The sequence below is a fragment of the Delftia sp. 11MD genome (assembly GCF_050907895.1).
Taxonomy (GTDB): Bacteria; Pseudomonadota; Gammaproteobacteria; order Burkholderiales; family Burkholderiaceae_C; genus Comamonas; species Comamonas tsuruhatensis.
In genome coordinates this window covers 218,018-238,805 of sequence record NZ_CP194333.1, presented here as the reverse complement: position 1 = coordinate 238,805, position 20,788 = coordinate 218,018, and the positions used below count along the sequence as shown (strand labels likewise).

Genomic DNA, 20,788 nt, shown 5'->3' with positions numbered 1-20,788 from the left:
CACAGATGACGACCGCCGACAGCAGCAGACACCCCAGCCACCCCCCTCACAACGCCCACGTCATCCTCGTGGTGGACGACGCGCTGGACAGCCTGCGCATGCTGTGCGACGCGCTGGCCGCCGAAGGCTACGTGGTGCTCGCCGCCCGCGACGCCGACGAGGCCCTGCAGCGCTTCGCCCTCACCGTGCCCGACGGCGTGCTGCTGGACGCCGTCATGCCCGGCATGGACGGCTTCACGCTGTGCCGCACGCTCAAGGCCACGCCGGCCTGGGCCCATGTGCCCGTGGTGTTCATGACCGGCCTGTCGGACACGGACCAGATCATCCGCGGCTTTGCCAGCGGTGGCGTGGACTACGTGGTCAAGCCGCTGCGCATCCCCGAGGTGCTGGTGCGCCTGGCCACCCATGTGCGCAACGCCCGCGCCACGCGCCAGGCGCAGGAGGCCGTGGACGTGGCGGGGCTGGGCGTGGTGGTGCTCGACGGCCAGGGCCGCGTGGCCTGGCGCTCGCCCCAGGCATCGCGCTGGCTGGAGGAGGCCTTTGCGGACCAGCCCTTCCCGCTGGAGGCGGCCGGGGACTGGCTGGCCGGCGCCCGCCAGCCGGATCAGCACGGCAAAGCGGATCAGCCCGGCCAGGCGGATCAGGAGGGCCAGCCCGCCCCCCAGGATCTGGCGCTGGCCCTGGCCGATGGCCGCCAGCTGCTGGCGCGCCACATGGGCGCCAGCGGCCTGGGGGAGTCGATGGTGCTGCTCAGCCACGAGGCGCCGCAGACGCCGGCCGCGCGCCGGCTGCAGCAGGTGGCGCTCACCCCGCGCGAGACCGAGGTGCTGTCATGGCTGAGCAAGGGCAAGACCAACCGCGACATCGCCGACATCCTGGGCATGAGCCCGCGCACGGTGAACAAGCACCTGGAGCACATCTTCGAGAAACTCGGCGTGGAGACCCGCACGGCCGCCGCCGCCGTGGCCGGTCAGTTGCTGCAGGCCGGCTCGCCCTGAGCACGCGGGGCCACCGCAGCGGATGCCGAGGCCGAGGCCGGCAGGCCGAACACATGGTCGAAGCACCAGTTGAAGACATAGGTGTAGACCAGGAAGAAGACCAGCAGGCCGGCCTCCATCACCGTGGCCTCCCACAGCGTGACGCCGAACCACCAGGCCATCAGCGGGATCAGCACCATGGCCAGCCCGCCCTCGAAGCCCAGGGCGTGCACCACGCGGCGCATCACCGAGCGGCCCTTGACGCTCTGGCGCGCCTCCCATTGCTCGAACAGGTGGTTGAAGGTCAGGTTCCAGACGATGGCCAGCGTGGAAGCGGCAATCGCCATGCCGCCAGAATGCCCGGCGCTCTGGCCGATGGCCATGAACAGCAGGCTGGAGGCCGCGATGGCGATCAGTTCATACAGGGTCACGAAGACCACTTTGCGCTTGGGCCCCTGGAGGCCCTTTTTGTGTGTCTGCAAGGTCATAGGGGGCGCAGTTTATTTGTCCGGAATTGAACGTTAAAGTCAGATTCTTTCAATAAAACTGACAGGTCCCCGCCATGTCCTTCCCCGCCGACCAGGTGCCGCTGTTCCTTGCCGTGCTGGACCACGGCTCGTTTTCCGCTGCCGCGCGCCGGCTGGGCCGCGTTCCCTCGGCCGTGAGCATGGCCATCGCCCAGCTGGAGGCGGAGCTGGACCTGCAGCTGTTCGACCGCAGCGGCCGCGAGCCCCGGCCCACGGCGGCGGCGCGCGCACTGGAGCCCCAGGCCCGGCTGCTGGCCGCCCAGCTGCAGCAGCTCAACCACCAGGCGCTGGCCCTGCACCAGGGACTGGAGGAGCGGCTGACCCTGGTGATCGCGCCCGAGCTGCTGTCCACGGCCTGGGCCGCGCCGCTGCAGCCGCTGGTCGAGGAATTCCCGGGGCTGGAGGTGGAGGTGCTGGTGGCCGCCCAGGTCGATGCGCTCAAGGAACTGCATTCGGGCCGCGCGCATCTGGCCCTGGTCTTCGAGCGCCCGGCCATCGACGGCCGCGAGGATTTCCAGGAGATGGGCCAGGAAACCATGGTCGCCGTGATGGCGGCCAGGCACCCGCTGGCCCGGCAACTGGGCGTGGACGGTCAGCAGCGCCTGGACGTGGGCCAGCTGGCCGGCGCGCGCCAGATCCTGCTGGCCAGCCGCGACCTGGCCCACACCGATCCGCGCTTCGTGTTCTCGCACCAGCTGTGGCGCACGGACAGCCACCTGGCAGCCCTGTCCCTGGTCTCGGCCGGCCTGGGCTGGGGGTGGCTGCCCTTCAGCGTCGCCGAGCCCCTGCTGCAAACGGGCGCGCTGCTGCGCATTCCGCTGTGCAACATCAGCAACGGCACCCAGCTGTTCGTGGACTGGGTGTGGTCCAAGGAGCGCCCGCTGGGGCTGGCGGCGCGGCGGTTCGTGGAGCAGCTGCAGGTGCCGGTGCGGCCGTTGCCGGACAGCGATGCGGATCGCATCGGGTAGCATCTCACGCCATATCGGATCAAGAATCCACATCTCCAGCAGCCGGTCACACAAGAGGAAGGGAAAACATGTTCTTTGATCATCAGCACAGCAAAACCGCCATCGCACTGGCTTTGGGCGCCGTCCTGGCCGGTTGCGGCGGCGGTGGAGGCGGCGGGCCGTCCGGCCCGTCTTCCCAGTTGACGGCCGCCTGCTCGGGCACGGCCTGCGGCGCGGCCAATGCCACCACCTATTCGGGCCAGGGCGTGGGCGTCTGGAGCTACACCAACACCACGCAGGCCGAGCAGCAGATTCCTGTGGCGCTGACCAACCTGGGCAGCAAGCAGGTCACGCTGATCTACACCAACAACGGCGACGCCAGCGTGCCCATGCCCGCCCTGACGCTGACACCGCCCGCGGCGACCACCGCCACGGCCCAGAAAAGCCTCAGCGCCGCACCCGCAACGGGCAACCAGATTCCCGAGCGCATCCGCAACTTCAAGCCCCGCCTGACGGCAGCGGACACGCAGGCGCGGCAATCCATCAAGCCGCAGGCAGCGGCCATCCTGCCCGTGGGCAGCCAGCGCAGCTGGTTCGTGGAAACCGGCAGCTCGAAGATCGAGACCCGCCAAGCCACGCTCAGGCGCCAGGCCAGCGTGCCCACGCCCACCGGCACCCGCACCATCAACGTCTGGCTGGAAGACAGCGAGTACGACGCGGCCAAGGTCAGCGATGCCATGCTCGACACGCTGGTCCAGCGATTCACCAGCGGCTCCGACGCGGTCTACCCCCTGATCACCGGACTGTCTGGCGAACCCTGGGGAGCACACTCCTACAGCAACCTCATCGACCCCGACCAGCCCCTGGACATCGTGTTCGTGAATTTCGTGCCGGACCGCACTCCGTACGGGCTGCTGGGCTATTTCTGGTCGCTGAACAACTTCAAGGCGGACCCTGCAGATCCCGATGTCAAGTACAGCAACCAATCGCTGTCCTTCTATATGGACACGGAGACGCTGTACCTGGACCCTGCCGCCGGCATGACCAACCAGATCAGCACGCTGTCCCATGAGTTCGTCCACATGACGAACTTCTACCGCCGCAGCGTCCAGCTGTCCAAGCCCGGAACCGACTACGCGTTCGACACCTTCCTGGAGGAAATGAGCGCCATGATGGGCGAAGACATCGTGGCCCAGCGCGTCACGCCGGGCTTCAACTCCATCGCCAGCGGACGTGTCCCCTCCTGGCTGTCCCGCTCGGGCTTCAACTGCGATCCGGCCGCCTGGAGCGCCGACACCGCCGCGCCCTGCTTCGGCTACGACGTCAACGGCAGCCTGGGCGCCTATCTGGTGCGCCAGTACGGCGTGGGCTTCTACAAGCAGCTGCTGAGCAACACCACGTCCACCGATTCGCTGCAGGTCCTGGGCAATGCCATACAGCAAGCGGGCGGCCCCACGCTGCCGGTCGCCATCCAGCGCTGGGGCGCCAACATCGCACTGCTGCCCGGCGATGTGCCCAGCGGCTATGGCTGGCCCGCGCGCACGGAGCAGGGCTTCACCCTGGCCGCGATCAACGGCAGCAGCCTGGCGTCTTCCCGGGTCCTGCCCACCACGGTACCGGTGAACCTCAATGCGCGCGGCCATTTCCCCTTCCTGCGTCAGCCTGATGCGCAAGGCACCTACCAGGAACAGCTGCGTGTTCCGGCAGGCAGCACGCTGACAGCCGTCGTACGCTGAACGCCATGAACCACGCACACCCGACTGCTTCCGCCCGCGGCCTGCGCCGCAGTCTGCCGCTGCTGCTGGCCAGCGGCCTGGCCCTGCTGAGCGCCTGCTCGGCCCCGGCTTCGCCCGCCGCCAGCGCGGCTGCGCCGGCCTCGGGTGCGGCGGCTGAACCAAGCCAGCCCCTGACCCTGCAAGGCCGTCTGGTGCTGCGCGGCAATGCGCCCCATGAGCAGCCCGTTCTGCAGACCACCTCCGGCGAGACCTGGCAGCTCCAGGGCCTGAGCGCCGAGCAGATCACGCAGTGGCAGCGGCAGAACGTGGAGGTCCGGGGCCAGCCCGGCCCCAGGCCCGCCGCTGGCGCCGCGCCTTCGATGGCGCAGCCGCAACTGCAGGTGCAATCCATTCGCGCCCGGCCCTGACATTCCACCTCACCCACCGCTCTATCCATGGACGCCTCCAACCCTTTCTCCAGCCGCGATGCGGCCGTGCAAAAGCTCTGGGAACAGTGGCAGCCGCGCTCCGCCAGGTCCGACAAGGACAAGGACAAACCCATTGCCCTGGCCGACTTCGACCCGGGCGCCAAGCCCTTTTCCAATGGCAACGGCAAGGCCGAGGACAAGGTCGCCGTCGAGGCCCTGGCCGAGGAGCTGGATGCGCTGCAGAACCTGCTGTACGCCGACCGCCGCTACAAGCTGCTGGTCGTGCTGCAGGGCACGGACACGGCGGGCAAGGACGGCACCATCCGTGGCGTCTTCGGCCGCATGAGTGCGCTGGGCGTGCACGCCGTGGGCTGGAAGGCCCCCACCGAGGCCGAGCGCGCCCATGACTACCTGTGGCGCATCCACCAGCAGGTGCCTGCCGCTGGCGAAATCACGGTCTTCAACCGCAGCCATTACGAGGACGTGCTGGTGCCCGTGGTCAACGGCTGGATCACACCCGAGCAGCAGCGCCAGCGCTTTGCCCACATCAACGACTTCGAGCGCATGCTCAGCGAGACGGGCACCGTGGTCGTCAAGTTCCTGCTGCACATCAGCGCCGACGAACAGCGCATGCGCCTGCAGGAGCGCCTGGACGACCCGGCCAAGCACTGGAAGTTCGACGAGAACGACATGAAGGTGCGCACGCAGTGGAAGGACTACCAGCAGGCCTACGGCCAGCTGCTGGGCGCCACGCATACGCCCTGGGCGCCCTGGACCATCGTGCCGGCCGACTCCAAGACGCACCGCAACCTCATGATCGCCACCTTGCTGCGCGAGGTGCTGCGCAACCTGGAACTGCGCTTTCCGCCCGGCGATCCGGCCCTCAAGGACTACAAGATCACCTGATCACTCGATGGCCTGCCTGAAGGTTCACAGCTGCAGGCGGGCTTCGGCGATGCCGTCCAGCTCGGCCACCACCAGGTCGCCGGCCTGGGCAAAGGCCAGGCCATTCCACGTGCCCGTGGTCACCACCGTGCCTGCGGGCACGCTGCCATAGCGGCGCACCAGCTCCTGCAGCCAGCCGGCCAGCAGCCACAGCGGATCGCCCAGCGGATGCGTTCCGGTGAACGCCTGCAGCGGCGCCGCACCCACGCGCAGCCGGCAGACCTGGGCAGACCAGTCCCGCGGCGACTCGCGCGGCAGCAGCCGCGAAGCGTCCTGCCACGGCCCCAGCACCAGGGCGCCATGGCACAGGCCGTCGGCGGCCAGCAGCAGCGGCGGCGCCTTCAGGTGCTGGCGCCAGCGCGTATCCACCACCTCGATGGCGGCGGTGATGCCGTCGATCAGCTCCAGCCCATCGCCGGGCTGCAGCGCGGAAGCCATCTCGGCCGTCACCTCGCGGCCCAGGCGCAGGGCGATCTCGGCTTCGATGCCGCGCAGGTGCAGCGGCGCGCCACCGGCCACCGAAGGACTGGCCCAGACGCCTTCTTCGGGCAGCGGCGCATGGGTCAGCGGGGCATCGCGGCGCGGCGCGCCAGACTTCCAATAGCCCGGAACGCGGCCCGGTCCCTGCTGGCTGCCGGCCACGCGCCAGCCCAGGGCGGGCGCCAGGGCGGCCTGCACGGCCTGCGCATCTGCGGGCGCGCGCACCACGTCGGCCCAGTCGTCGGCATCCAGCAATTCGCCGCTGTGGCGCGCCTGGAGCAGCGCATGGGCCAAGGATGTGGGAGTGCGGGGCGTGTTCGTCATGGAGCGGCTTTCTTGGAGTGCATCGGAGGGTCGCAAGCGGCCCCGATTGTCCGCTGGACAAGGCGATCCCATGGTTATGCATTAAATGCATAAGGCTCTCGCGCATAAGGCGTTGGACAGCGCATAGCCCCGGGAATAAGCTCAAAACCCTCAGACAACTCTTGTGTGGAACCACCATGCAGCAACCCGCTTCGGCCGGCGTTACCAACCACGCCATCCCTTCCTACCTGCAGGCCGATCACCTCGGCCCCTGGGGCAATTACCTGCAGCAGGTCGATCGCGTCACCCCCTACCTGGGCCATCTCGCCCGCTGGGTCGAAACCCTCAAGCGCCCCAAGCGCATCCTGATCGTCGATGTGCCGATCGAGCTGGACAACGGCACCATCGCCCACTACGAAGGCTACCGCGTGCAGCACAACCTGAGCCGCGGCCCCGGCAAGGGCGGCGTGCGCTTCCACCAGGACGTGACCCTGTCCGAAGTCATGGCCCTGTCGGCCTGGATGTCGGTCAAGAACGCGGCCGTCAACGTGCCCTACGGCGGCGCCAAGGGCGGCATCCGTGTCGATCCCAAGACGCTGTCGCGCGGTGAGCTGGAGCGCCTGACGCGCCGCTACACCAGCGAGATCGGCCTGCTGATCGGCCCCTCCAAGGACATTCCAGCGCCTGACGTCAACACGAACGGCCAGATCATGTCCTGGATGATGGACACCTACTCCATGAACACCGGCGCCACCGCCACCGGCGTGGTCACGGGCAAGCCCGTGGACCTGGGCGGCTCGCTGGGCCGCGTCGAGGCCACCGGCCGCGGCGTGTTCACCGTGGGCGTGGAAGCGGCCAAGCTGACCGGCCTGTCGGTCCAGGGCGCGCGCATTGCCGTGCAGGGCTTCGGCAACGTGGGCGGCACGGCCGGCAAGCTGTTCGCCGACGCGGGCGCCAAGGTCGTGGCCGTGCAGGACCACACCGGCACCATCCGCAACGCCAACGGCCTGGATGTGACGGCCCTGCTGGCCCACGTGGCCGCCAAGGGCGGCGTGGGCGGCTTTGACGGCGCCGAGGCCATGGACGCTGCCGATTTCTGGGGCGTGGACTGCGACATCCTGATCCCCGCCGCACTGGAAGGTCAGATCACCAAGGACAACGCCGGCAAGATCAAGGCCAAGATGGTGATCGAGGGTGCCAACGGCCCCACCACCACCGAGGCCGACGACATCCTGACCGAAAAGGGCGTGCTGGTGCTGCCCGACGTGCTGGCCAATGCCGGCGGCGTGACGGTGAGCTACTTCGAATGGGTGCAGGACTTCTCCAGCTTCTTCTGGAGCGAGGACGAGATCAACGCCCGCCTGGTGCGCATCATGCAGGACGCCTTCGCGGCCATCTGGCAGGTGGCCCAGCAGCACGGCGTGACGCTGCGCACCGCCACCTTCATCGTGGCCTGCCAGCGCATCCTGCATGCCCGCGAAATGCGGGGACTGTATCCCTGATCACCCCCTGAGGTGCGGACGCGCCTTCCCCCTCTCTGCTTGCTTCGCAAGGGAGGGGGACGACACCCTCGCGGCGGGGCGGCCCTTGCTCGGTGTCCCTGACTTGGGCCGCGCCAGTTTTTGGCGCTGTGCACCACACGGTCAATGAAAGGCGCTTCGGCGCCTTTTTTCTTGGGCTCTTTTCTGGTGCTGGCAAGGGGTTAGCACCCGTTCCAGTAGGCCTAAGCGCGGGTTTCCGAATGGCGAAGCGGATCTCCAGTCAAACCCTGGTGCCCTGTGGCCCAGGGTTTTCTATCGTTGCGGGCAGTGAACTGGAGACTGCCCATGACCGTCCGCCGCAGCCTGCTGGCCCTGCTGGCCGCTTTGCCTTTTTTCTCCCTGGCTCCTGCCGCCGCGCTGGCGGCGGCCTGGCCTGAACGCCCCATCACCATCGTGGTGCCGGCCGCCGCTGGCGGCACCACGGACATTGCCGCGCGCGTGCTGGCCGAGAAGATGGGCAAGGACCTGGGCACCTCGGTGGTGGTGGAGAACAAGGGCGGTGGCGGCGGCAGCATCGGCACGGCCCAGGTGGCGCGCGCCAGGCCCGATGGCTACACGCTGCTCATGGGCAACATCGGCCCGGTGGCCATCAATTTCAGCCTGTACAAGCAGCTCAGCTACAAGGAAAGCGACCTGCGCGGCATCACCAATGTGATCTCCGTGCCCAACATCCTCGTGGTCCATGCCGATTCGCCCGTGCGCAGCGTGCGCGAGCTGGTGGAGCTGGCCAGGACCCGGCGCCTGAACGTGTCCACGTCGGGCGTGGGCCAGTCGCCGCACATGTCCTCGGAGATGTTCCGCCAGAAGGCCGGCATCGAGGTCACGCTCGTGCCCTTTCCCGGGGCCGCGCCTGCGGTCACGGCGCTGCTGGGCCAGCAGGTGGACTACATGATCGACAACCTGCCCAGCTCCATGCCGCACATCAGGAGCGGCAAGTTCCGCGCGCTGGCCATCACCAGCGCCACGCGCTCGGCCCAGTTGCCCGAGGTGCCCACCATGACCGAGGCCGGCGTGCCCATGCAGGTCACGGCCTGGTTCGGCCTGCTGGCCCCTGCCGGCACGCCCGATGCCGTGGTCGAGCGCATCCAGCAGTCGGCCCGGCGCGCCATGCAGACGGCCGAGGTGCGCCAGCGCTTTGCCGACCTGGGCGGCGTGCCCGGTGGCGAGACACCGGCCGAGTACGACGCCTTCATCGCCCAGGAACGCAAGAGCTGGGCCCAGATCGTCAAGGCCGCAGGCCTGTCGCTGGAATAGTTCTCCCCTCCCGTCCGTGCCTCCCCTCCCATGCAAGAAGACATCGCCGCCCTGCTGCGCCAGCCCTTTGGCTCGCTGCCCGAACTCGTCGCGCTGCAGGCCAGCCAGCGCCCCCGCCACACCGCCCTGGCCATGGACGGCCGCAGCCTCGACTACGCCGCGCTGCGCCTGGGCATGGACCGCGTGGCCCTGCGCCTGCAACGCCAGGGCCTGGGCCCCGGCGACGTGGTGGCCATCTGCGCGGGCAGCTCGCCCGAGTACGTGCTGGTCTTCCTGGGCGCGTTGCGCGCAGGCGTGGCCGTGGCGCCGCTGGCCCCGTCGGCCACGGCCGGCCACCTGAGCGCCATGCTGGACAACTGCGGCGCCCGGCTGGTGCTGCGCGACGCGGAAACCGCCGCGCAATGGCCGCTGCAGGCCGGACAGGATCTGCAATGCGTGGCCCTGGACGGCGCTGCCGAGGCCGGCATGCCGTGGTCGCAATGGCTGGCTGCGGACGAAGCGGACCATGGCACGGCACCCACGCCCATCCACCCCCAGCCCGACTGGCCCTTCAACGTCATCTACTCCTCGGGCACCACGGGCGTGCCCAAGGGCATCGTCCAGTCCTGGGCCATGCGCTGGGCCCATGTGCAGCGCGCCATCCACAACGGCTACGGGCCCGATGCCGTCTCGCTGTGCGCCACGCCGCTGTACTCCAACACCACCCTGGTCGCGGCCCTGCCCACCCTGGGGCTGGGCGGCACCCTGGTGCTGATGCGCAAGTTCGACGCGGCGCACTACCTGGAACTGGCCGAGCGCCACCATGCCACCCACACCATGCTCGTGCCCGTGCAGTACCAGCGGCTGATGCAGTGCCCGGGGTTCGACGGCGCCGACCTGAGCCGCCTGCGGCACAAGTTCTGCACCAGCGCGCCGTTCCATCCCGCGCTCAAGGCCGAGGTGCTGCGCCGCTGGCCCGGACGGCTCATCGAGTACTACGGCATGACCGAAGGCGGCGTGCGCTGCGAGCTGCACTGCCATGACTTCCCCGACAAGCTGCACACCGTGGGCAGGCCGGGACCAGGCGCCGACATCCGCTTCATCGATGAGCAGGGCCGCGAGCTGCCGCACGGCGAGCAGGGCGAGATCGTGGGCCGCTCGGCCGGGATGATGAGCGGCTACCACCGCCTGCCCGACAAGACGCAGGAGGCCGAATGGTTCGATGCCCAGGGCCTGCGCTTCATCCGCAGCGGCGACGTGGGCCGTCTGGACGAGGACGGCTTCATCGTGCTGGGTGACCGCAAGAAGGACATGATCATCACGGGCGGCTTCAACGTCTACCCGAGCGACATCGAGTCCGTGCTGCTGCAGCACCCGCAGGTGGCCGAATGCGCGGTGATCGGCGTGCCCTCCGATGCTTGGGGCGAGACCCCCGTGGCCTACGCCGTGGCGCGCCCCGATGCCACACCCTCGGCCGCCGAGCTGCGCGAATGGCTCAACGCCCGCGTGGGCAAGACCCAGCGCGTGGCCGAGCTGCGGCTGGCCGCCAGTCTGCCGCGCAGCGAGATCGGCAAAGTGCTCAAGCGCGCGCTGCGCGAGCAGTACCAGGCCGGCGCCCTGTCCTCTTCATGAAACGGAGTCCCCCCATGCCCATGCACCCACTCCCGCGCCGCCGCCTGCTGTCCTGCCTGGCCCTGGCGACCTGCGCCCTGCTGGCCCCGGCCACCCATCTCGCCCATGCTGCCGAGGCCTGGCCTGCCAAGCCCATACAGCTGGTCATTCCCTATCCACCCGGCGGCAGTGCCGACCTGCTGGGCCGCCCTCTGGCCGTGCAACTGCAGCAGCAGCTGGGCCAGCCCGTGGTGCTGGAGTACAAGCCCGGCGCAGGCGGCACGCTGGCCTCGCAATACGTGGCGCGCGCCAGGCCCGATGGCTACACCGTGCTCATGGTGCTGGCCGCCCATGCCATCAACGACAGCCTCTATCCCAAGCTGCCCTACGACACCCGCCGCGACTTCGCGCCCGTGTCTTTGGTGGCCAACCTGCCCATGGTGGTTGCGGCCAGCAGCAAGCTGCCGGCCAGGAACATCCAGGAACTCATCCAGGCCGCCAAGGCCAACCCCGGCAAGCTCACCTTCGGCTCGGCGGGCAACGGCAACACGGGGCATCTTGCGGCCGAGTACTTCGGTTCCATGGCAGGCGTGCGCATGACCCATGTGCCCTACAAGGGCAGCGCGGGCGTGGTCAACGCCATGCTGGCCGGCGACATCGACCTGACCTTCGACAGCATCTCCACCTCCATGCCCCACATCCGCAGCGGGCGCATGCACGCGCTGGCCGTCACCAGCCCGCAGCGCTCGGCGCTGGCGCCCGAGGTGGCCACCATCCAGGAGCAGGGCATCGCAGGCTTCGACGTGACCGGCTGGTACGCCGTCATCGCGCCGGCCGGCACGCCCGCCGAAGCCACCCAGCGCCTGAGCCGCGAGATCGCCTCCGCCCTGCGCCAGCCCGCGCTGCAGGCCCAGCTGGCCGCCGGCGGCTACGAGCCCGTGGGCTCCACGCCCGAGGCGCTGCAGGCGCATATCGACAAGGAAATCACGCGCTGGGCCACTGTCGTCAAATCGACAGGTGCACGGGTGGATTGAAAGTCACCCCCTGAGCGGCTGCGCCGCTTCCCCCGTGTGCACGGCGCCCTCTCTCGCTTCGCGGGAGGGGGGCATCCGGGCAACCGGCGGCACCCTCGGTGCGGGGCGGCGCGGCCGGCGTAGGCCCTTCCTCGGTGCCCCGGAGTCGGTACACGCCAGTCTCGAGCGCCGCGCCCAATGCGATGATCATGTCCATGAATACACCCATCAAAGACCACCCGGCCAACCCCTTCGAAGGCGAGGCGCCCGGCATCCTCTTCGGCCTGCCCATGCCCATGGCCCGCGCCATGAAGCTCAGCGGTGAACGCATCGGCGATGACCGCGCCCAGATCCGCATGGGCTTTCAACCGGACCAGGCCAACAGCCGCGGCGACGTGCACGGCGGCGCCATCGCCTCGCTGCTGGACTGCGCCCTGGCCTCGGCCTGCCGCTCGCACGACCCCACGGCCTTCGGCGTGGCCACCATCGATCTCACGCTGCACTACGTCTCGGCCGGCAGCGGCGATCTCATCGCCACCGCCCACTGCGAGCGGCGCGGCCGCTCCATCAGCTTCGCGCGCGGCGAAGTGCGTTCCGAGGACGGCACCCTGGTGGCCCTGGCCACCGGCACCTTCAAGCTGATGGCGCGTGGCGGGGCTCAGGCCTGAGGCGCAAGGTGTCAGTCCCTGACCAGAGCGTTTTGGCCATGACCTGCATCCGTGCCATGGTCTTGCGGCCAATTTCCGTGCTTTGTTTGGCATGGGGTCTCGGCACATCGGTCTGTGCGCACGCCGACACCCGGTTGACACGCCCGACGGCAGACTCTCAGCGGTTGATCATCGAGAACAACAACCTGACGGCGCAGGCATTCTTTTCGGCTTACATGAGCAAGGAAGTGCCGGAAAGAAGGTATGCAGAGATGTACCTGCTCGGCGTTCTCGACGCCACGGAAGGCCGGGCCTGGTGTGACTACCGGCACCTCAAGACCATCACTCTGGCAGAGGTGCTGCACAGCAGTTTGCGAAGCATGGATGCCAGACAGCGCGCAACTCGGGCTGCCCACGTCATCACCGACATTCTCGCCAAACAGTTTCCCTGCCAAGCTGGGCCTCAATGAAACCCTCCCGCATGAGGCCGAAAATCCGGCGCTTGGTGCTGACCATCGGCCTGACAGGCGCAGCACTGGCGCAGGGGCTGCCCGATAGCCCGCCGTGCCTTGCCCCCAGATCGCGGCGCGCACAAGGAAAGCGCATGCCGCGCTTTCCTTTTCACTCAAGCGGTCAGAGCCGCTTTTCCTTGGCCTCGATCAGCTTTTGCATCAGTTCGCAGACCTGCCTGGCCTGCTCCTGGGTGATGTCGATGTTCTCGATCACCGAGCGCTTGAACTGGATGCCGTTGACTGCGCCGCTGTTCTCGATGAAGCCCAGCGTCAGGGTGCGGTTCAGGAAGTAGATGACGGCGGCGATGCCCCAGCCGATCAGCATGACCACCAGGCCTGCAAAGAAGCTCTGGGCCATCATCGACCCGCCCATGAACAGCGACAGGGCACCGATGCCCAGCGCCGTCTTCCAGGGCTTGTGATAGCCGTAGTAGGTGGAGCAGATGCCCTGCAGCGGGATCAGGCGCGACTGGGTGCCCGACAGCGAGGCGCTGCTGAACTCCAGGCGCTCGCTGCCCACGCGGATGGTGGTGGTGGGATCGATGTTGACCTTGGACAGGATCCAGGCGACCAGGCCGCCTTCGCGGCCTGTGATGGCAATGTGGTTGCCCTTGTCGTCTATGGGTTGCTCGCTGGCTTTCCAGGCCTTGATGACCAATGCACTCACGGTAATACCCTCTCTTGAATGTTTGAGAAACCACGGGCTGTCCCGCCATGGCATTGCACCACCGGGGCCGCCTGAGGAGGGGCGATTACAGCACAGGGCATGAGTGCAGCCTTGGGCAACCAGGGCCGCTGTGCGCCATCAACCGGGTTGCACCCCCGCCGACTGCAGCAGCCGCCCCCAGACCGGAGCCTCCTGCGCCCAGGCCTTGCCGAAGCGCTGAGGGCTGTCGTCATCGACAGGGACGAAACCGGCCGCGATGATGCGGGCCGTGCCTTCGCGGCTGGCCACGGCGCGGTTGGAGATCTCGCCCCATTGCCGCGTGAGGTCGGCCGGCAGGCCCCTGGGGCCGGCGATGGCCAGCCAGCCGGACAGTTCCATGGCCTCGTGGCGGTAGCCGGCCTCGGCAAAGGTGGGCACCTCGGGCAGCAGGGGCACGCGGCGCGTGCCGGTGACGGCCAGGGCGCGCAGCTTGCCTGCATCGATGTGGGGCTTGAGCGTGAGCAGGCTGCCCATGCCGATGGGGATGCGCCCGCCCAGCATGTCCTGCACCATCAGCGCCTCGCCCCGGTAGGCGGCATGCGCCATGCCGGCACCGGCCATGTCGCTGAGCACGGCGCAGGCCAGGTGGCCGTGCGAGCCTATGCCGTAGGAGCCATACGAGAGCTTGCCCGCGTTGGCCTGGGCCCAGGCCATGAATTCGCGCAGGTTGGAGGCGGGCACGTCGGCCGTGACCACCAGGGCGATGGGCGCCATGCACACGCGCGACAGGGGCGTAAGGTCGGTCAGCGGGTCGTAGGCGGTCTTCTTGTAGAGGTATTTGTTGGTGAGCATGGTGGAGGTGGTGCCCAGCAGCAGGGTGAGCCCGTCCGGTGCGGAGCGGACCACCATCTCGCCGCCGATCAGTCCGGCCGCGCCGGGCTTGTTGTCCACCACCACGGTCTGGCCCAGCTGCTGGGCCATGCGCTCGCCCAGGATGCGCGCAATCACGTCGGTGGCGCCGCCTGCCGCAAAGGGCACGACGATGCGCACGGGCCGCGTGGCAAAGCCGGCCTGCGCCAGCACGCTGGCGGGCCCTGCCGCCACGGCGCCGGCCGCCAGGGCCAGCGCCTGGCGCCGATTCAATCGGTTATCCAGTCGGTCATCCATTCGGTCTTCAAGTCGGTCATTCAACTGGCCGTTGAATCCGCTGTTCGATGCCGTCCCCGAGATCACTGCCATCACATGCTCCTTTGCCTGGGTGCCTCCATGGGTGGAGATACTGGATCAAGAAACCGCCGTCTCGAAATCAATCGAGTTGGCCAAGCGTATTCGAGGCATATGGATTCAACATCAGGGAAATCATTGGACTGCTTGCACCAGAATCAGAAAACTCTGAGTGCAAAACGGACTTTCAGTCTCATTTTGATCAAGATCGTGCTGCAGATCTCTGTTGCGCCCAGGCATGGCGCAGCAGCACCTGTTCGGCCTGCTTGAGCACGGGCGCATCGACCATGCGGCTGTCCAGCACGCAGACGCCGCCTCCGGCCTCGGCCAGGGCCTGGCGCAGGCGCTGCGCTTGGGCCACGGCCGCTGCATCGGGGTCGAAGACGGCGTGCAGGGGCTGGACCTGGGCCGGGTGGATGCACAGCTTGCCGCCAAAGCCCATGCGCCGCGCGCGTGCCGCGTCCTGGGCCAGCCGCTCGGGGTTGCGCGTGTCCACCGTCACGCCGTCCACGGCCGCGCCAATGCCGGCGCGGCGCGAGGCCAGGACCAGGGCCATGCGCATGGGCAGCAGTTCTTCCTCGCCCTGGTCGCAGGCCATGCCCGCATCGACCTGGAAGTCCAGGTGGCCGAAGGCCAGGCGCACCACCTGGGGCGCGGCAGCCAGGGCGTCGGCCGCATCCAGGCCGGCCACGCTTTCGATGAGGGGCAGCACGGCCGCCCGTGCGCCCGCAGCCTGGGCCACCGCATGCAGTGTCTGGGCGCGCTCGGCCTTGGAGACCATGGCGCCGGCCACGCCCTGCTCCACCAGCTGCGCCAGCGCGCGCAGGTCATCCGCATGCCAGGGCGTGCCTTCGGCGTTGATGCGCACCAGCAGGCGGGCACGGGCCGGGCCTTTCAGCGCACCCACGGCCTGGGCCAGCGCCTGGCGGGCGCCGTCCTTGTCGGCCGGGGCCACGGCATCCTCCCAGTCGGCGATGACCATGTCGGCGCCGCTGTCCAGGGCCTTGCCCAGGCGCTCGGGCCGCGTGGCGGGGACGAAGAGAAAGGAAGTGGCCTGTCGCGCCAGATCGTGCATGCGGATGTCCTTGGGAGAGCGGTTTATTCGGCCGAGACGCCTGCGGCCTTGATGACCTTGTCCCAGCGCGCCACCTCGGCCTGCAGGTGGGTGCGCAGGCCTTCCGGTGTGGCCTTGTCGGGCGTGACCAGGTCGGAGCTGAGTTCGGCGATGCGTTTCTTGACGTTCTCGTCCTTGATGGCCACGTTCAGCGCCTTGTTGATGGCCATGACCACCTCCTTGGGCGTGCCCTTGGGCGCGTACATGCCGTGCCAGACCTTGACGTCGAAGCCCTTGAGGCCCTGTTCGTCCAGCGTGGGGATGTCGGGCAGCGAGGACAGGCGCTTGGGCGTGGTCACGCCGAAGACCTTGGCGCGCTGGCCGTCCTTGATCACGGGCACGGTCTGCGTGGTCTGGTCGCACAGCAGGTCCACCTGGCCGCCCATGAGGTCGTTCATGGCCGGGCCTGCGCCCTTGTAGGGCACGGTGGTGAGCTTGACGCCCGCCTGGTGCATGAACAGCATGCCGCACAGCTGCGAGACGGCGCCGATGCCGGCATTGGCCAGCGAGACCTTCTCCTGGTTCTTCTTCACGTAGTCCAGCAGCTCGGCAAAGTTGTTGGCCGGGAAGTCCTTGCGCGACAGCAGGGTCATGGGCACGTCCAGCACCTGGCCGATGTACTCGAAGTCCTTGAGCGGGTCATAGGGCAGCTTCTTGTACAGCGCAGGCGCCGTGGCCATGCCCATGTGGTGGATGAGGATGGTGTAGCCGTCGGCCTTGGCCTTGGCCACGCGGTTGGGCGCAATGGTGCCGCCCGCTCCCACGGTGTTCTCGACCAGCACGCTCTGGCCCAGCACCTGGCCCATGGGCACGGCCAGCAGGCGCGCCACCACATCGGTGGGGCCGCCAGCGCTGTAGGGCACGACGAGGACGACGGGCTTGTCGGGCCAGGCCGCGGCCAGGGCGCCGGTGGTCGTCCCGCCGGCGGCAAGGGCGCAGGCGGCGGCCGCTGCGTAAACGAGGCGGCGGCGGAAAGAAGTGGTGCGTTGCATGGTTTGTCTCCTGTGCACTTGGGTGGAAGCGGGAGGCGCTCTGTGGTGGCGCCTTTCCCATGGATTCGCCGGCCGGGGCCGGCGCGAAAACTCAGTCAAAAACTCAGTCAAGCAGGCGCTGCACGCGCGGCCAGTGCGCGATCTGCCACAGCCGCGCTACAGCGGCCTGGGCGGGGTCGTCCTGCAGGGCACCGCCATAGGCGATCAGTCGCAGCGCCTTGGCCGTGATCTCCTCGCGCGACAGCGTGTTGCCCGGATCGCCCTTGGGCTCCTCCACGCGGCCGTGCAGCGTGCGGCCATCGGTGGTGAGCACGGTGACCTTGCCGATCCAGCGCTGCGGGTAGGCGGCATCGACCTCGGGGTCCAGCACCATGCCCACCTTCTCGCGCAGGGCCACCGTGGTGGCGGCCAGGTATTCGTTGTCGAACTCGTCCAGGCCCGCATGGCCGTGGCGCGCGGCCAGCGCCAGCACCGTGCCCATGGAGAACTTGCTCTGGTGCACCGTGCCGGGATCGACCACGGGGCCCAGCACGTCGATGGCGCCCTGGTGCACGTGGCAGGTGACCTGCGCCAGGTCGGCGGGGGCCAGGCCGTGGTCCTGCATGACCTGCAGCAGCGCGTCGGCGGCCGGGTGCGTGTGGCGGCAGGAGGCATGCCATTTGAACGAGGTCTCGGCCGTGGCCCAGCGCGTGCCGATGCCGTCCGTGAGGCGCGTGGGATCGGCGTCCGTGGACATGCCTGCCGCCAGGCCCTGCGGTCCGGTGAAGATGTCCTGCGCACCGGTGAATCCGTCCCGGGCCAGATAGGCCGACATCAGGCCCGCAGCGGCCGCATGCGCCGTGTGCAGCTGCTTGCTGTCGGCGCCCGTGCGCAGGAACTCCCACAGCCCTGCCGACTGCGTGCCGGCCGAGCCGAAGGCATGCTGCATCTGCGCGGGCGTGAGGCCCAGCAGCCGGCCCACGGCGGCCGCGGCGGCCAGGGTGCCGGCCGTGGCCGTGGTGTGGAAGATGCGGTAGTGGCTGCGGCCCAGGAACTCGCCCACGCGGATGCCGACCTCATAGCCGGCCACGCAGGCCGCCATGAGCTCGGCGCCGCTGGCGCCGATGCTCTGCGCCACGGCCAGCGCGGGCGGGAAGACCACGGCCGCGGGGTGGAAGACCGAGCCGTTGTGCACATCGTCCTGCTCGGCCACATGCGAGGCCGCGGCATTGGCCAGGGCCGCCATCATGGGCGAGGTGTTGTCGGCACTGCCCAGGATCTCGCTAGGCCCCTGCGCCGGTCCCTGGGACAGCGCAAAGCGCGTGATGCTCTGCACGGGGCGCGCGCCCTGGCCTGCGAGCACGGAGCCGAACCAGTCCACCCAGAGGTCTTCGGCGCGCTGCTGAACGGCGGCGGGAACGTCGTCCCAGCGCAGCGAGGCAGCGAATTGGGCCAGCGGATGGATGCTCACTTGGGTGTCGTTTTTCATGGGTTGGGTCTCCGGCGCATTCTTGGGCATGCGCCCTGGTTTCAGGGGGCGGTTTTTCCCGGGGGCGGGCACAGGGCACTGATGCGCTCGGCGCTCCAGCCCAGCTCGGCCAGGATGGCGGCGCTGTGCTCGCCCACGGCGGGCACGGCCTCCATGCGGTAGTCGAAGGCGCTGTTGGCGCCGGGCGGCAGCAGCGCCTGCACCGGACCGGCCGGCGTGTCCACGCTGCACCAGCGCTGGCGTGCGGCCAGCTGGGGATGGGCCCACAGGCCGGCCATGTCGTTGACGCGCGCATTGGCGATGCCCGCCGCATCCAGCCGCTGCACCACCTGTGCGGCATCGAGCGCGTTGAACACGCCCAGGATCAGCGCACGCAGCTCCTCGCGGTTGGCGTTGCGGCGCGCATTGCTGTCAAAGCGCGCATCCGTGGCCAGCTCGGGCTGCAGCAGCACCTGTTCGCAAAAGAGCTTCCACTCGCGTTCGTTTTGCAGGCCCAGCATCACCGTCCCCCCGTCACCGGCCTCGAAAGGCCCGTAGGGATAGATGCTGGCGTGCGAGGCGCCGGTGCGCGGCGGCGGCGGCGCGCCGTCGAAGGCGTAGTACATGGGGTAACCCATCCACTCGCCCAGCGCCTCCAGCATGGACACGTCGATGTGGCTGCCCTCGCCCGTGCGCCCGCGCAGCAGCAGGGCCGACAGGATGTTGGTGTACGCATACATGCCGGCCGCGATGTCGGCCACCGAGATGCCGGCCTTGGACGGCACCTCGGGCGTGCCCGTGACCGAGAGAAAGCCCGCCTCGCTCTGGATCAGCAGGTCGTAGGCCTTCTTGTCGCGGTAGGGGCCGTCTGCGCCGTAGCCGCTGATGTCGCAGACGATGAGGCGCGGAAAGCGCTCTCGCAGCGCCGCATAGGACAGGCCCATGCGCGCGGCCGCGCCGGGCGCCAGGTTCTGCACCAGCACGTCGGCACCCTCCAGCAGCTGCAGCAGCGCCTGCATAGCCTCGTCCTGCTTGAGGTCCAGCGCCAGGCTCTGCTTGCTGCGGTTGATCCAGGTGAAGTGCGAGGACTGGCCCTGCACGCGCTGGTCATAGCCGCGCGCAAAGTCGCCGCTGCCGGGCCGCTCGACCTTGATCACGCGCGCGCCCAGGTCGGCCAGCTGGCGCGTGCAAAACGGTGCGGCCACCGCATGTTCCAGCGAGACGACGGTGGTGCCGTCCAGGGGCCTCAGGCGTTGCTGTGTCATGCGCAGTGCCTTCAGAACGAGCGGGGGAGACCGAGGATGTGCTCGGCCACGTAGGAGTAAATGAGATTGGTCGAGATCGGCGCCACCTGGTACAGGCGCGTCTCGCGGAACTTGCGCTCCACGTCGTATTCGCAGGCAAAGCCGAAGCCGCCGTGGAACTGGATGCAGGCATTGGCCGCCTCCCAGCTGGCCTTGGCCGCCAGGTACTTGGCCATGTTGGCCTGGGCGCCCATGGCCTGGTTGGCGTCGAACATCTCGCAGGCCTTCCAGCGCATGAGGTTGGCGGCCTCGACCTCGATGAAGGCATCGGCAATGGGGAACTGCACGCCCTGGTTCTGGCCGATGGGGCGGCCGAACACGTTGCGGTCGCGCACGTAGTTGGTCACGCGGTCCAGGAACCAGTAGCCGTCGCCAATGCATTCGGCCGCAATCAGCGTGCGCTCGGCGTTGAGGCCGTCGAGGATGTACTTGAAGCCCTTGCCTTCCTCGCCGATCAGGTTCTCCTCGGGGATTTCCAGGTTCTCGAAGAACAGCTCGTTGGTCTCGTGGTTGACCATGTTGGGGATGGGGCGCACGGTCAGGCCGCTCTTCTGTGCCTCGGCCAGGTCCACCATGAAGATGGACATGCCCTCGCTCTTTTTCTTCACCTCGGCCAGCGGCGTGGTGCGCGCCAGCAGGATCATCCAGTCACTGTGCTGCACGCGGCTGATCCAGACCTTCTGGCCGTTGACCACGTAGCGGCCATCCTTCTTGACGGCGCTGGTCTTGATCTTGGTGGTGTCCGTGCCCGTGGTGGGCTCGGTCACGCCCATGGACTGCAGGCGCCATTCGCCCGAGGCGATGCGCGGCAGGTATTTCTCCTTTTGCGCCTGCGAGCCGTGGCGCAGCAGCGTGCCCATGTTGTACATCTGGCCATGGCAGGCGCCCGAGTTGCCGCCGCAGCGGTTGATCTCTTCCATGATCACGCTGGCCTCGGTCAGGCCCAGGCCCGAGCCGCCGTACTCCTGCGGGATCAGCGCGGCCAGCCAGCCGGCCTTGGTCAGCGCGTCCACGAAGGTCTCGGGATAGGCGCGCTGCTCGTCGATCTTGCGGAAATACTCGTCAGGGAACTCGGCGCACAGCGCACGGATGGCGTCGCGGATTTCGGGGAAATTGTTGGAAAGCGTGTGTTCGATCATGGTGGTCTCAAGGCTTTATGGTCAGCGCCTTCACAGCGCGGAA

20 protein-coding genes are annotated in these 20,788 nt (G+C 68.6%); 11 read left to right on the top strand and 9 right to left on the bottom strand.

What is annotated here, in order from left to right:
- The first annotated feature begins 5 nt into the window (after positions 1-5).
- Positions 6-998: a response regulator transcription factor gene (locus ACRSCF_RS01045; protein WP_034365577.1), complete on the top strand. Its 993-nt coding sequence runs from the start codon at positions 6-8 to the stop codon at positions 996-998.
- Here the strand turns inward: ACRSCF_RS01045 and ACRSCF_RS01040 are convergent.
- Positions 971-1,465, bottom strand: coding sequence for a PACE efflux transporter (locus ACRSCF_RS01040; RefSeq protein ID WP_012202156.1), 495 nt, complete (start codon positions 1,463-1,465; stop codon positions 971-973). The two genes, ACRSCF_RS01045 and ACRSCF_RS01040, sit on opposite strands and share 28 nt — an antisense overlap.
- A gap of 74 nt (positions 1,466-1,539) precedes the next feature.
- Between ACRSCF_RS01040 and ACRSCF_RS01035 the strand changes: the two genes are divergently transcribed.
- From ACRSCF_RS01035 to ACRSCF_RS01020, 4 genes are all read left to right on the top strand, one after another.
- Positions 1,540-2,472, top strand: a complete 933-nt coding sequence (locus ACRSCF_RS01035; protein WP_034365579.1) for a LysR family transcriptional regulator — start codon at positions 1,540-1,542, stop codon at positions 2,470-2,472.
- Between the two features lie 68 nt (positions 2,473-2,540).
- Positions 2,541-4,187, top strand: a complete 1,647-nt coding sequence (locus ACRSCF_RS01030; RefSeq protein ID WP_034365580.1) for a M30 family zinc metallopeptidase — start codon at positions 2,541-2,543, stop codon at positions 4,185-4,187.
- A gap of 5 nt (positions 4,188-4,192) precedes the next feature.
- The gene (locus ACRSCF_RS01025; protein ID WP_016452176.1) at positions 4,193-4,594 is read left to right on the top strand and encodes a hypothetical protein; all 402 of its coding nucleotides are present in this window, start codon (positions 4,193-4,195) and stop codon (positions 4,592-4,594) included.
- Between the two features lie 27 nt (positions 4,595-4,621).
- Positions 4,622-5,500: a PPK2 family polyphosphate kinase gene (locus ACRSCF_RS01020; RefSeq protein ID WP_017404944.1), complete on the top strand. Its 879-nt coding sequence runs from the start codon at positions 4,622-4,624 to the stop codon at positions 5,498-5,500.
- A gap of 24 nt (positions 5,501-5,524) precedes the next feature.
- Here the strand turns inward: ACRSCF_RS01020 and ACRSCF_RS01015 are convergent, their stop codons facing one another.
- Positions 5,525-6,343: a fumarylacetoacetate hydrolase family protein gene (locus tag ACRSCF_RS01015; RefSeq protein ID WP_244387722.1), complete on the bottom strand. Its 819-nt coding sequence runs from the start codon at positions 6,341-6,343 to the stop codon at positions 5,525-5,527.
- 176 nt (positions 6,344-6,519) lie between these two features.
- Between ACRSCF_RS01015 and ACRSCF_RS01010 the strand changes: the two genes are divergently transcribed.
- The 6 genes from ACRSCF_RS01010 to ACRSCF_RS00985 all read left to right on the top strand — a co-directional run bounded on the left by ACRSCF_RS01010 (position 6,520) and on the right by ACRSCF_RS00985 (position 12,837).
- Positions 6,520-7,824, top strand: a complete 1,305-nt coding sequence (locus tag ACRSCF_RS01010; RefSeq protein ID WP_016450234.1) for a Glu/Leu/Phe/Val family dehydrogenase — start codon at positions 6,520-6,522, stop codon at positions 7,822-7,824.
- 324 nt (positions 7,825-8,148) lie between these two features.
- Positions 8,149-9,117 (top strand): Bug family tripartite tricarboxylate transporter substrate binding protein, encoded by a 969-nt coding sequence (locus ACRSCF_RS01005; protein ID WP_012202149.1) that lies wholly within the window; start codon positions 8,149-8,151, stop codon positions 9,115-9,117.
- A 30-nt stretch (positions 9,118-9,147) separates the two neighbouring features.
- Positions 9,148-10,728, top strand: a complete 1,581-nt coding sequence (locus ACRSCF_RS01000; protein ID WP_034365633.1) for a class I adenylate-forming enzyme family protein — start codon at positions 9,148-9,150, stop codon at positions 10,726-10,728.
- A gap of 14 nt (positions 10,729-10,742) precedes the next feature.
- Complete coding sequence (locus ACRSCF_RS00995) at positions 10,743-11,741, top strand: tripartite tricarboxylate transporter substrate binding protein (protein ID WP_155524846.1); 999 nt, start codon at positions 10,743-10,745, stop codon at positions 11,739-11,741.
- 194 nt (positions 11,742-11,935) lie between these two features.
- Positions 11,936-12,388 carry a PaaI family thioesterase gene (locus tag ACRSCF_RS00990; protein WP_034348652.1) on the top strand — a complete coding sequence of 151 codons (453 nt, stop codon included), beginning with the start codon at positions 11,936-11,938 and terminating at the stop codon, positions 12,386-12,388.
- Between the two features lie 38 nt (positions 12,389-12,426).
- The gene (locus tag ACRSCF_RS00985; protein WP_012202145.1) at positions 12,427-12,837 is read left to right on the top strand and encodes a Rap1a/Tai family immunity protein; all 411 of its coding nucleotides are present in this window, start codon (positions 12,427-12,429) and stop codon (positions 12,835-12,837) included.
- A 163-nt stretch (positions 12,838-13,000) separates the two neighbouring features.
- On the opposite strand, the gene ACRSCF_RS00980 is transcribed toward ACRSCF_RS00985, so the two are convergent.
- From ACRSCF_RS00980 to ACRSCF_RS00950, 7 genes are all read right to left on the bottom strand, one after another.
- Positions 13,001-13,546, bottom strand: coding sequence for a hypothetical protein (locus ACRSCF_RS00980; RefSeq protein WP_012202143.1), 546 nt, complete (start codon positions 13,544-13,546; stop codon positions 13,001-13,003).
- Between the two features lie 138 nt (positions 13,547-13,684).
- Positions 13,685-14,764, bottom strand: coding sequence for a Bug family tripartite tricarboxylate transporter substrate binding protein (locus tag ACRSCF_RS00975; protein WP_034365581.1), 1,080 nt, complete (start codon positions 14,762-14,764; stop codon positions 13,685-13,687).
- A gap of 187 nt (positions 14,765-14,951) precedes the next feature.
- Complete coding sequence (locus tag ACRSCF_RS00970) at positions 14,952-15,824, bottom strand: HpcH/HpaI aldolase/citrate lyase family protein (protein ID WP_034365582.1); 873 nt, start codon at positions 15,822-15,824, stop codon at positions 14,952-14,954.
- A gap of 23 nt (positions 15,825-15,847) precedes the next feature.
- Positions 15,848-16,855, bottom strand: a complete 1,008-nt coding sequence (locus tag ACRSCF_RS00965) for a tripartite tricarboxylate transporter substrate binding protein BugD (RefSeq protein ID WP_017406883.1) — start codon at positions 16,853-16,855, stop codon at positions 15,848-15,850.
- A 103-nt stretch (positions 16,856-16,958) separates the two neighbouring features.
- Positions 16,959-18,323 carry an MmgE/PrpD family protein gene (locus tag ACRSCF_RS00960; RefSeq protein ID WP_244387721.1) on the bottom strand — a complete coding sequence of 455 codons (1,365 nt, stop codon included), beginning with the start codon at positions 18,321-18,323 and terminating at the stop codon, positions 16,959-16,961.
- A 41-nt stretch (positions 18,324-18,364) separates the two neighbouring features.
- Positions 18,365-19,567 carry a CaiB/BaiF CoA transferase family protein gene (locus tag ACRSCF_RS00955; RefSeq protein WP_244387720.1) on the bottom strand — a complete coding sequence of 401 codons (1,203 nt, stop codon included), beginning with the start codon at positions 19,565-19,567 and terminating at the stop codon, positions 18,365-18,367.
- 11 nt (positions 19,568-19,578) lie between these two features.
- A complete protein-coding gene (locus ACRSCF_RS00950; RefSeq protein ID WP_012202137.1) occupies positions 19,579-20,745 on the bottom strand; it encodes an acyl-CoA dehydrogenase family protein in 1,167 nt (388 codons plus the stop codon).
- Positions 20,746-20,788: the final 43 nt, after the last annotated feature.

Coding starts and splice junctions, on each gene's coding strand:
- ACRSCF_RS01045 (WP_034365577.1), top strand. CDS start 6: ATGACGACCGCCGACAGCAGCAGACACCCCAGCCACCCCCCTCACAAC.
- ACRSCF_RS01040 (WP_012202156.1), bottom strand. CDS start 1,465: ATGACCTTGCAGACACACAAAAAGGGCCTCCAGGGGCCCAAGCGCAAA.
- ACRSCF_RS01035 (WP_034365579.1), top strand. CDS start 1,540: ATGTCCTTCCCCGCCGACCAGGTGCCGCTGTTCCTTGCCGTGCTGGAC.
- ACRSCF_RS01030 (WP_034365580.1), top strand. CDS start 2,541: ATGTTCTTTGATCATCAGCACAGCAAAACCGCCATCGCACTGGCTTTG.
- ACRSCF_RS01025 (WP_016452176.1), top strand. CDS start 4,193: ATGAACCACGCACACCCGACTGCTTCCGCCCGCGGCCTGCGCCGCAGT.
- ACRSCF_RS01020 (WP_017404944.1), top strand. CDS start 4,622: ATGGACGCCTCCAACCCTTTCTCCAGCCGCGATGCGGCCGTGCAAAAG.
- ACRSCF_RS01015 (WP_244387722.1), bottom strand. CDS start 6,343: ATGACGAACACGCCCCGCACTCCCACATCCTTGGCCCATGCGCTGCTC.
- ACRSCF_RS01010 (WP_016450234.1), top strand. CDS start 6,520: ATGCAGCAACCCGCTTCGGCCGGCGTTACCAACCACGCCATCCCTTCC.
- ACRSCF_RS01005 (WP_012202149.1), top strand. CDS start 8,149: ATGACCGTCCGCCGCAGCCTGCTGGCCCTGCTGGCCGCTTTGCCTTTT.
- ACRSCF_RS01000 (WP_034365633.1), top strand. CDS start 9,148: ATGCAAGAAGACATCGCCGCCCTGCTGCGCCAGCCCTTTGGCTCGCTG.
- ACRSCF_RS00995 (WP_155524846.1), top strand. CDS start 10,743: ATGCCCATGCACCCACTCCCGCGCCGCCGCCTGCTGTCCTGCCTGGCC.
- ACRSCF_RS00990 (WP_034348652.1), top strand. CDS start 11,936: ATGAATACACCCATCAAAGACCACCCGGCCAACCCCTTCGAAGGCGAG.
- ACRSCF_RS00985 (WP_012202145.1), top strand. CDS start 12,427: ATGACCTGCATCCGTGCCATGGTCTTGCGGCCAATTTCCGTGCTTTGT.
- ACRSCF_RS00975 (WP_034365581.1), bottom strand. CDS start 14,764: ATGGCAGTGATCTCGGGGACGGCATCGAACAGCGGATTCAACGGCCAG.
- ACRSCF_RS00970 (WP_034365582.1), bottom strand. CDS start 15,824: ATGCACGATCTGGCGCGACAGGCCACTTCCTTTCTCTTCGTCCCCGCC.
- ACRSCF_RS00965 (WP_017406883.1), bottom strand. CDS start 16,855: ATGCAACGCACCACTTCTTTCCGCCGCCGCCTCGTTTACGCAGCGGCC.
- ACRSCF_RS00960 (WP_244387721.1), bottom strand. CDS start 18,323: ATGAAAAACGACACCCAAGTGAGCATCCATCCGCTGGCCCAATTCGCT.
- ACRSCF_RS00955 (WP_244387720.1), bottom strand. CDS start 19,567: ATGACACAGCAACGCCTGAGGCCCCTGGACGGCACCACCGTCGTCTCG.
- ACRSCF_RS00950 (WP_012202137.1), bottom strand. CDS start 20,745: ATGATCGAACACACGCTTTCCAACAATTTCCCCGAAATCCGCGACGCC.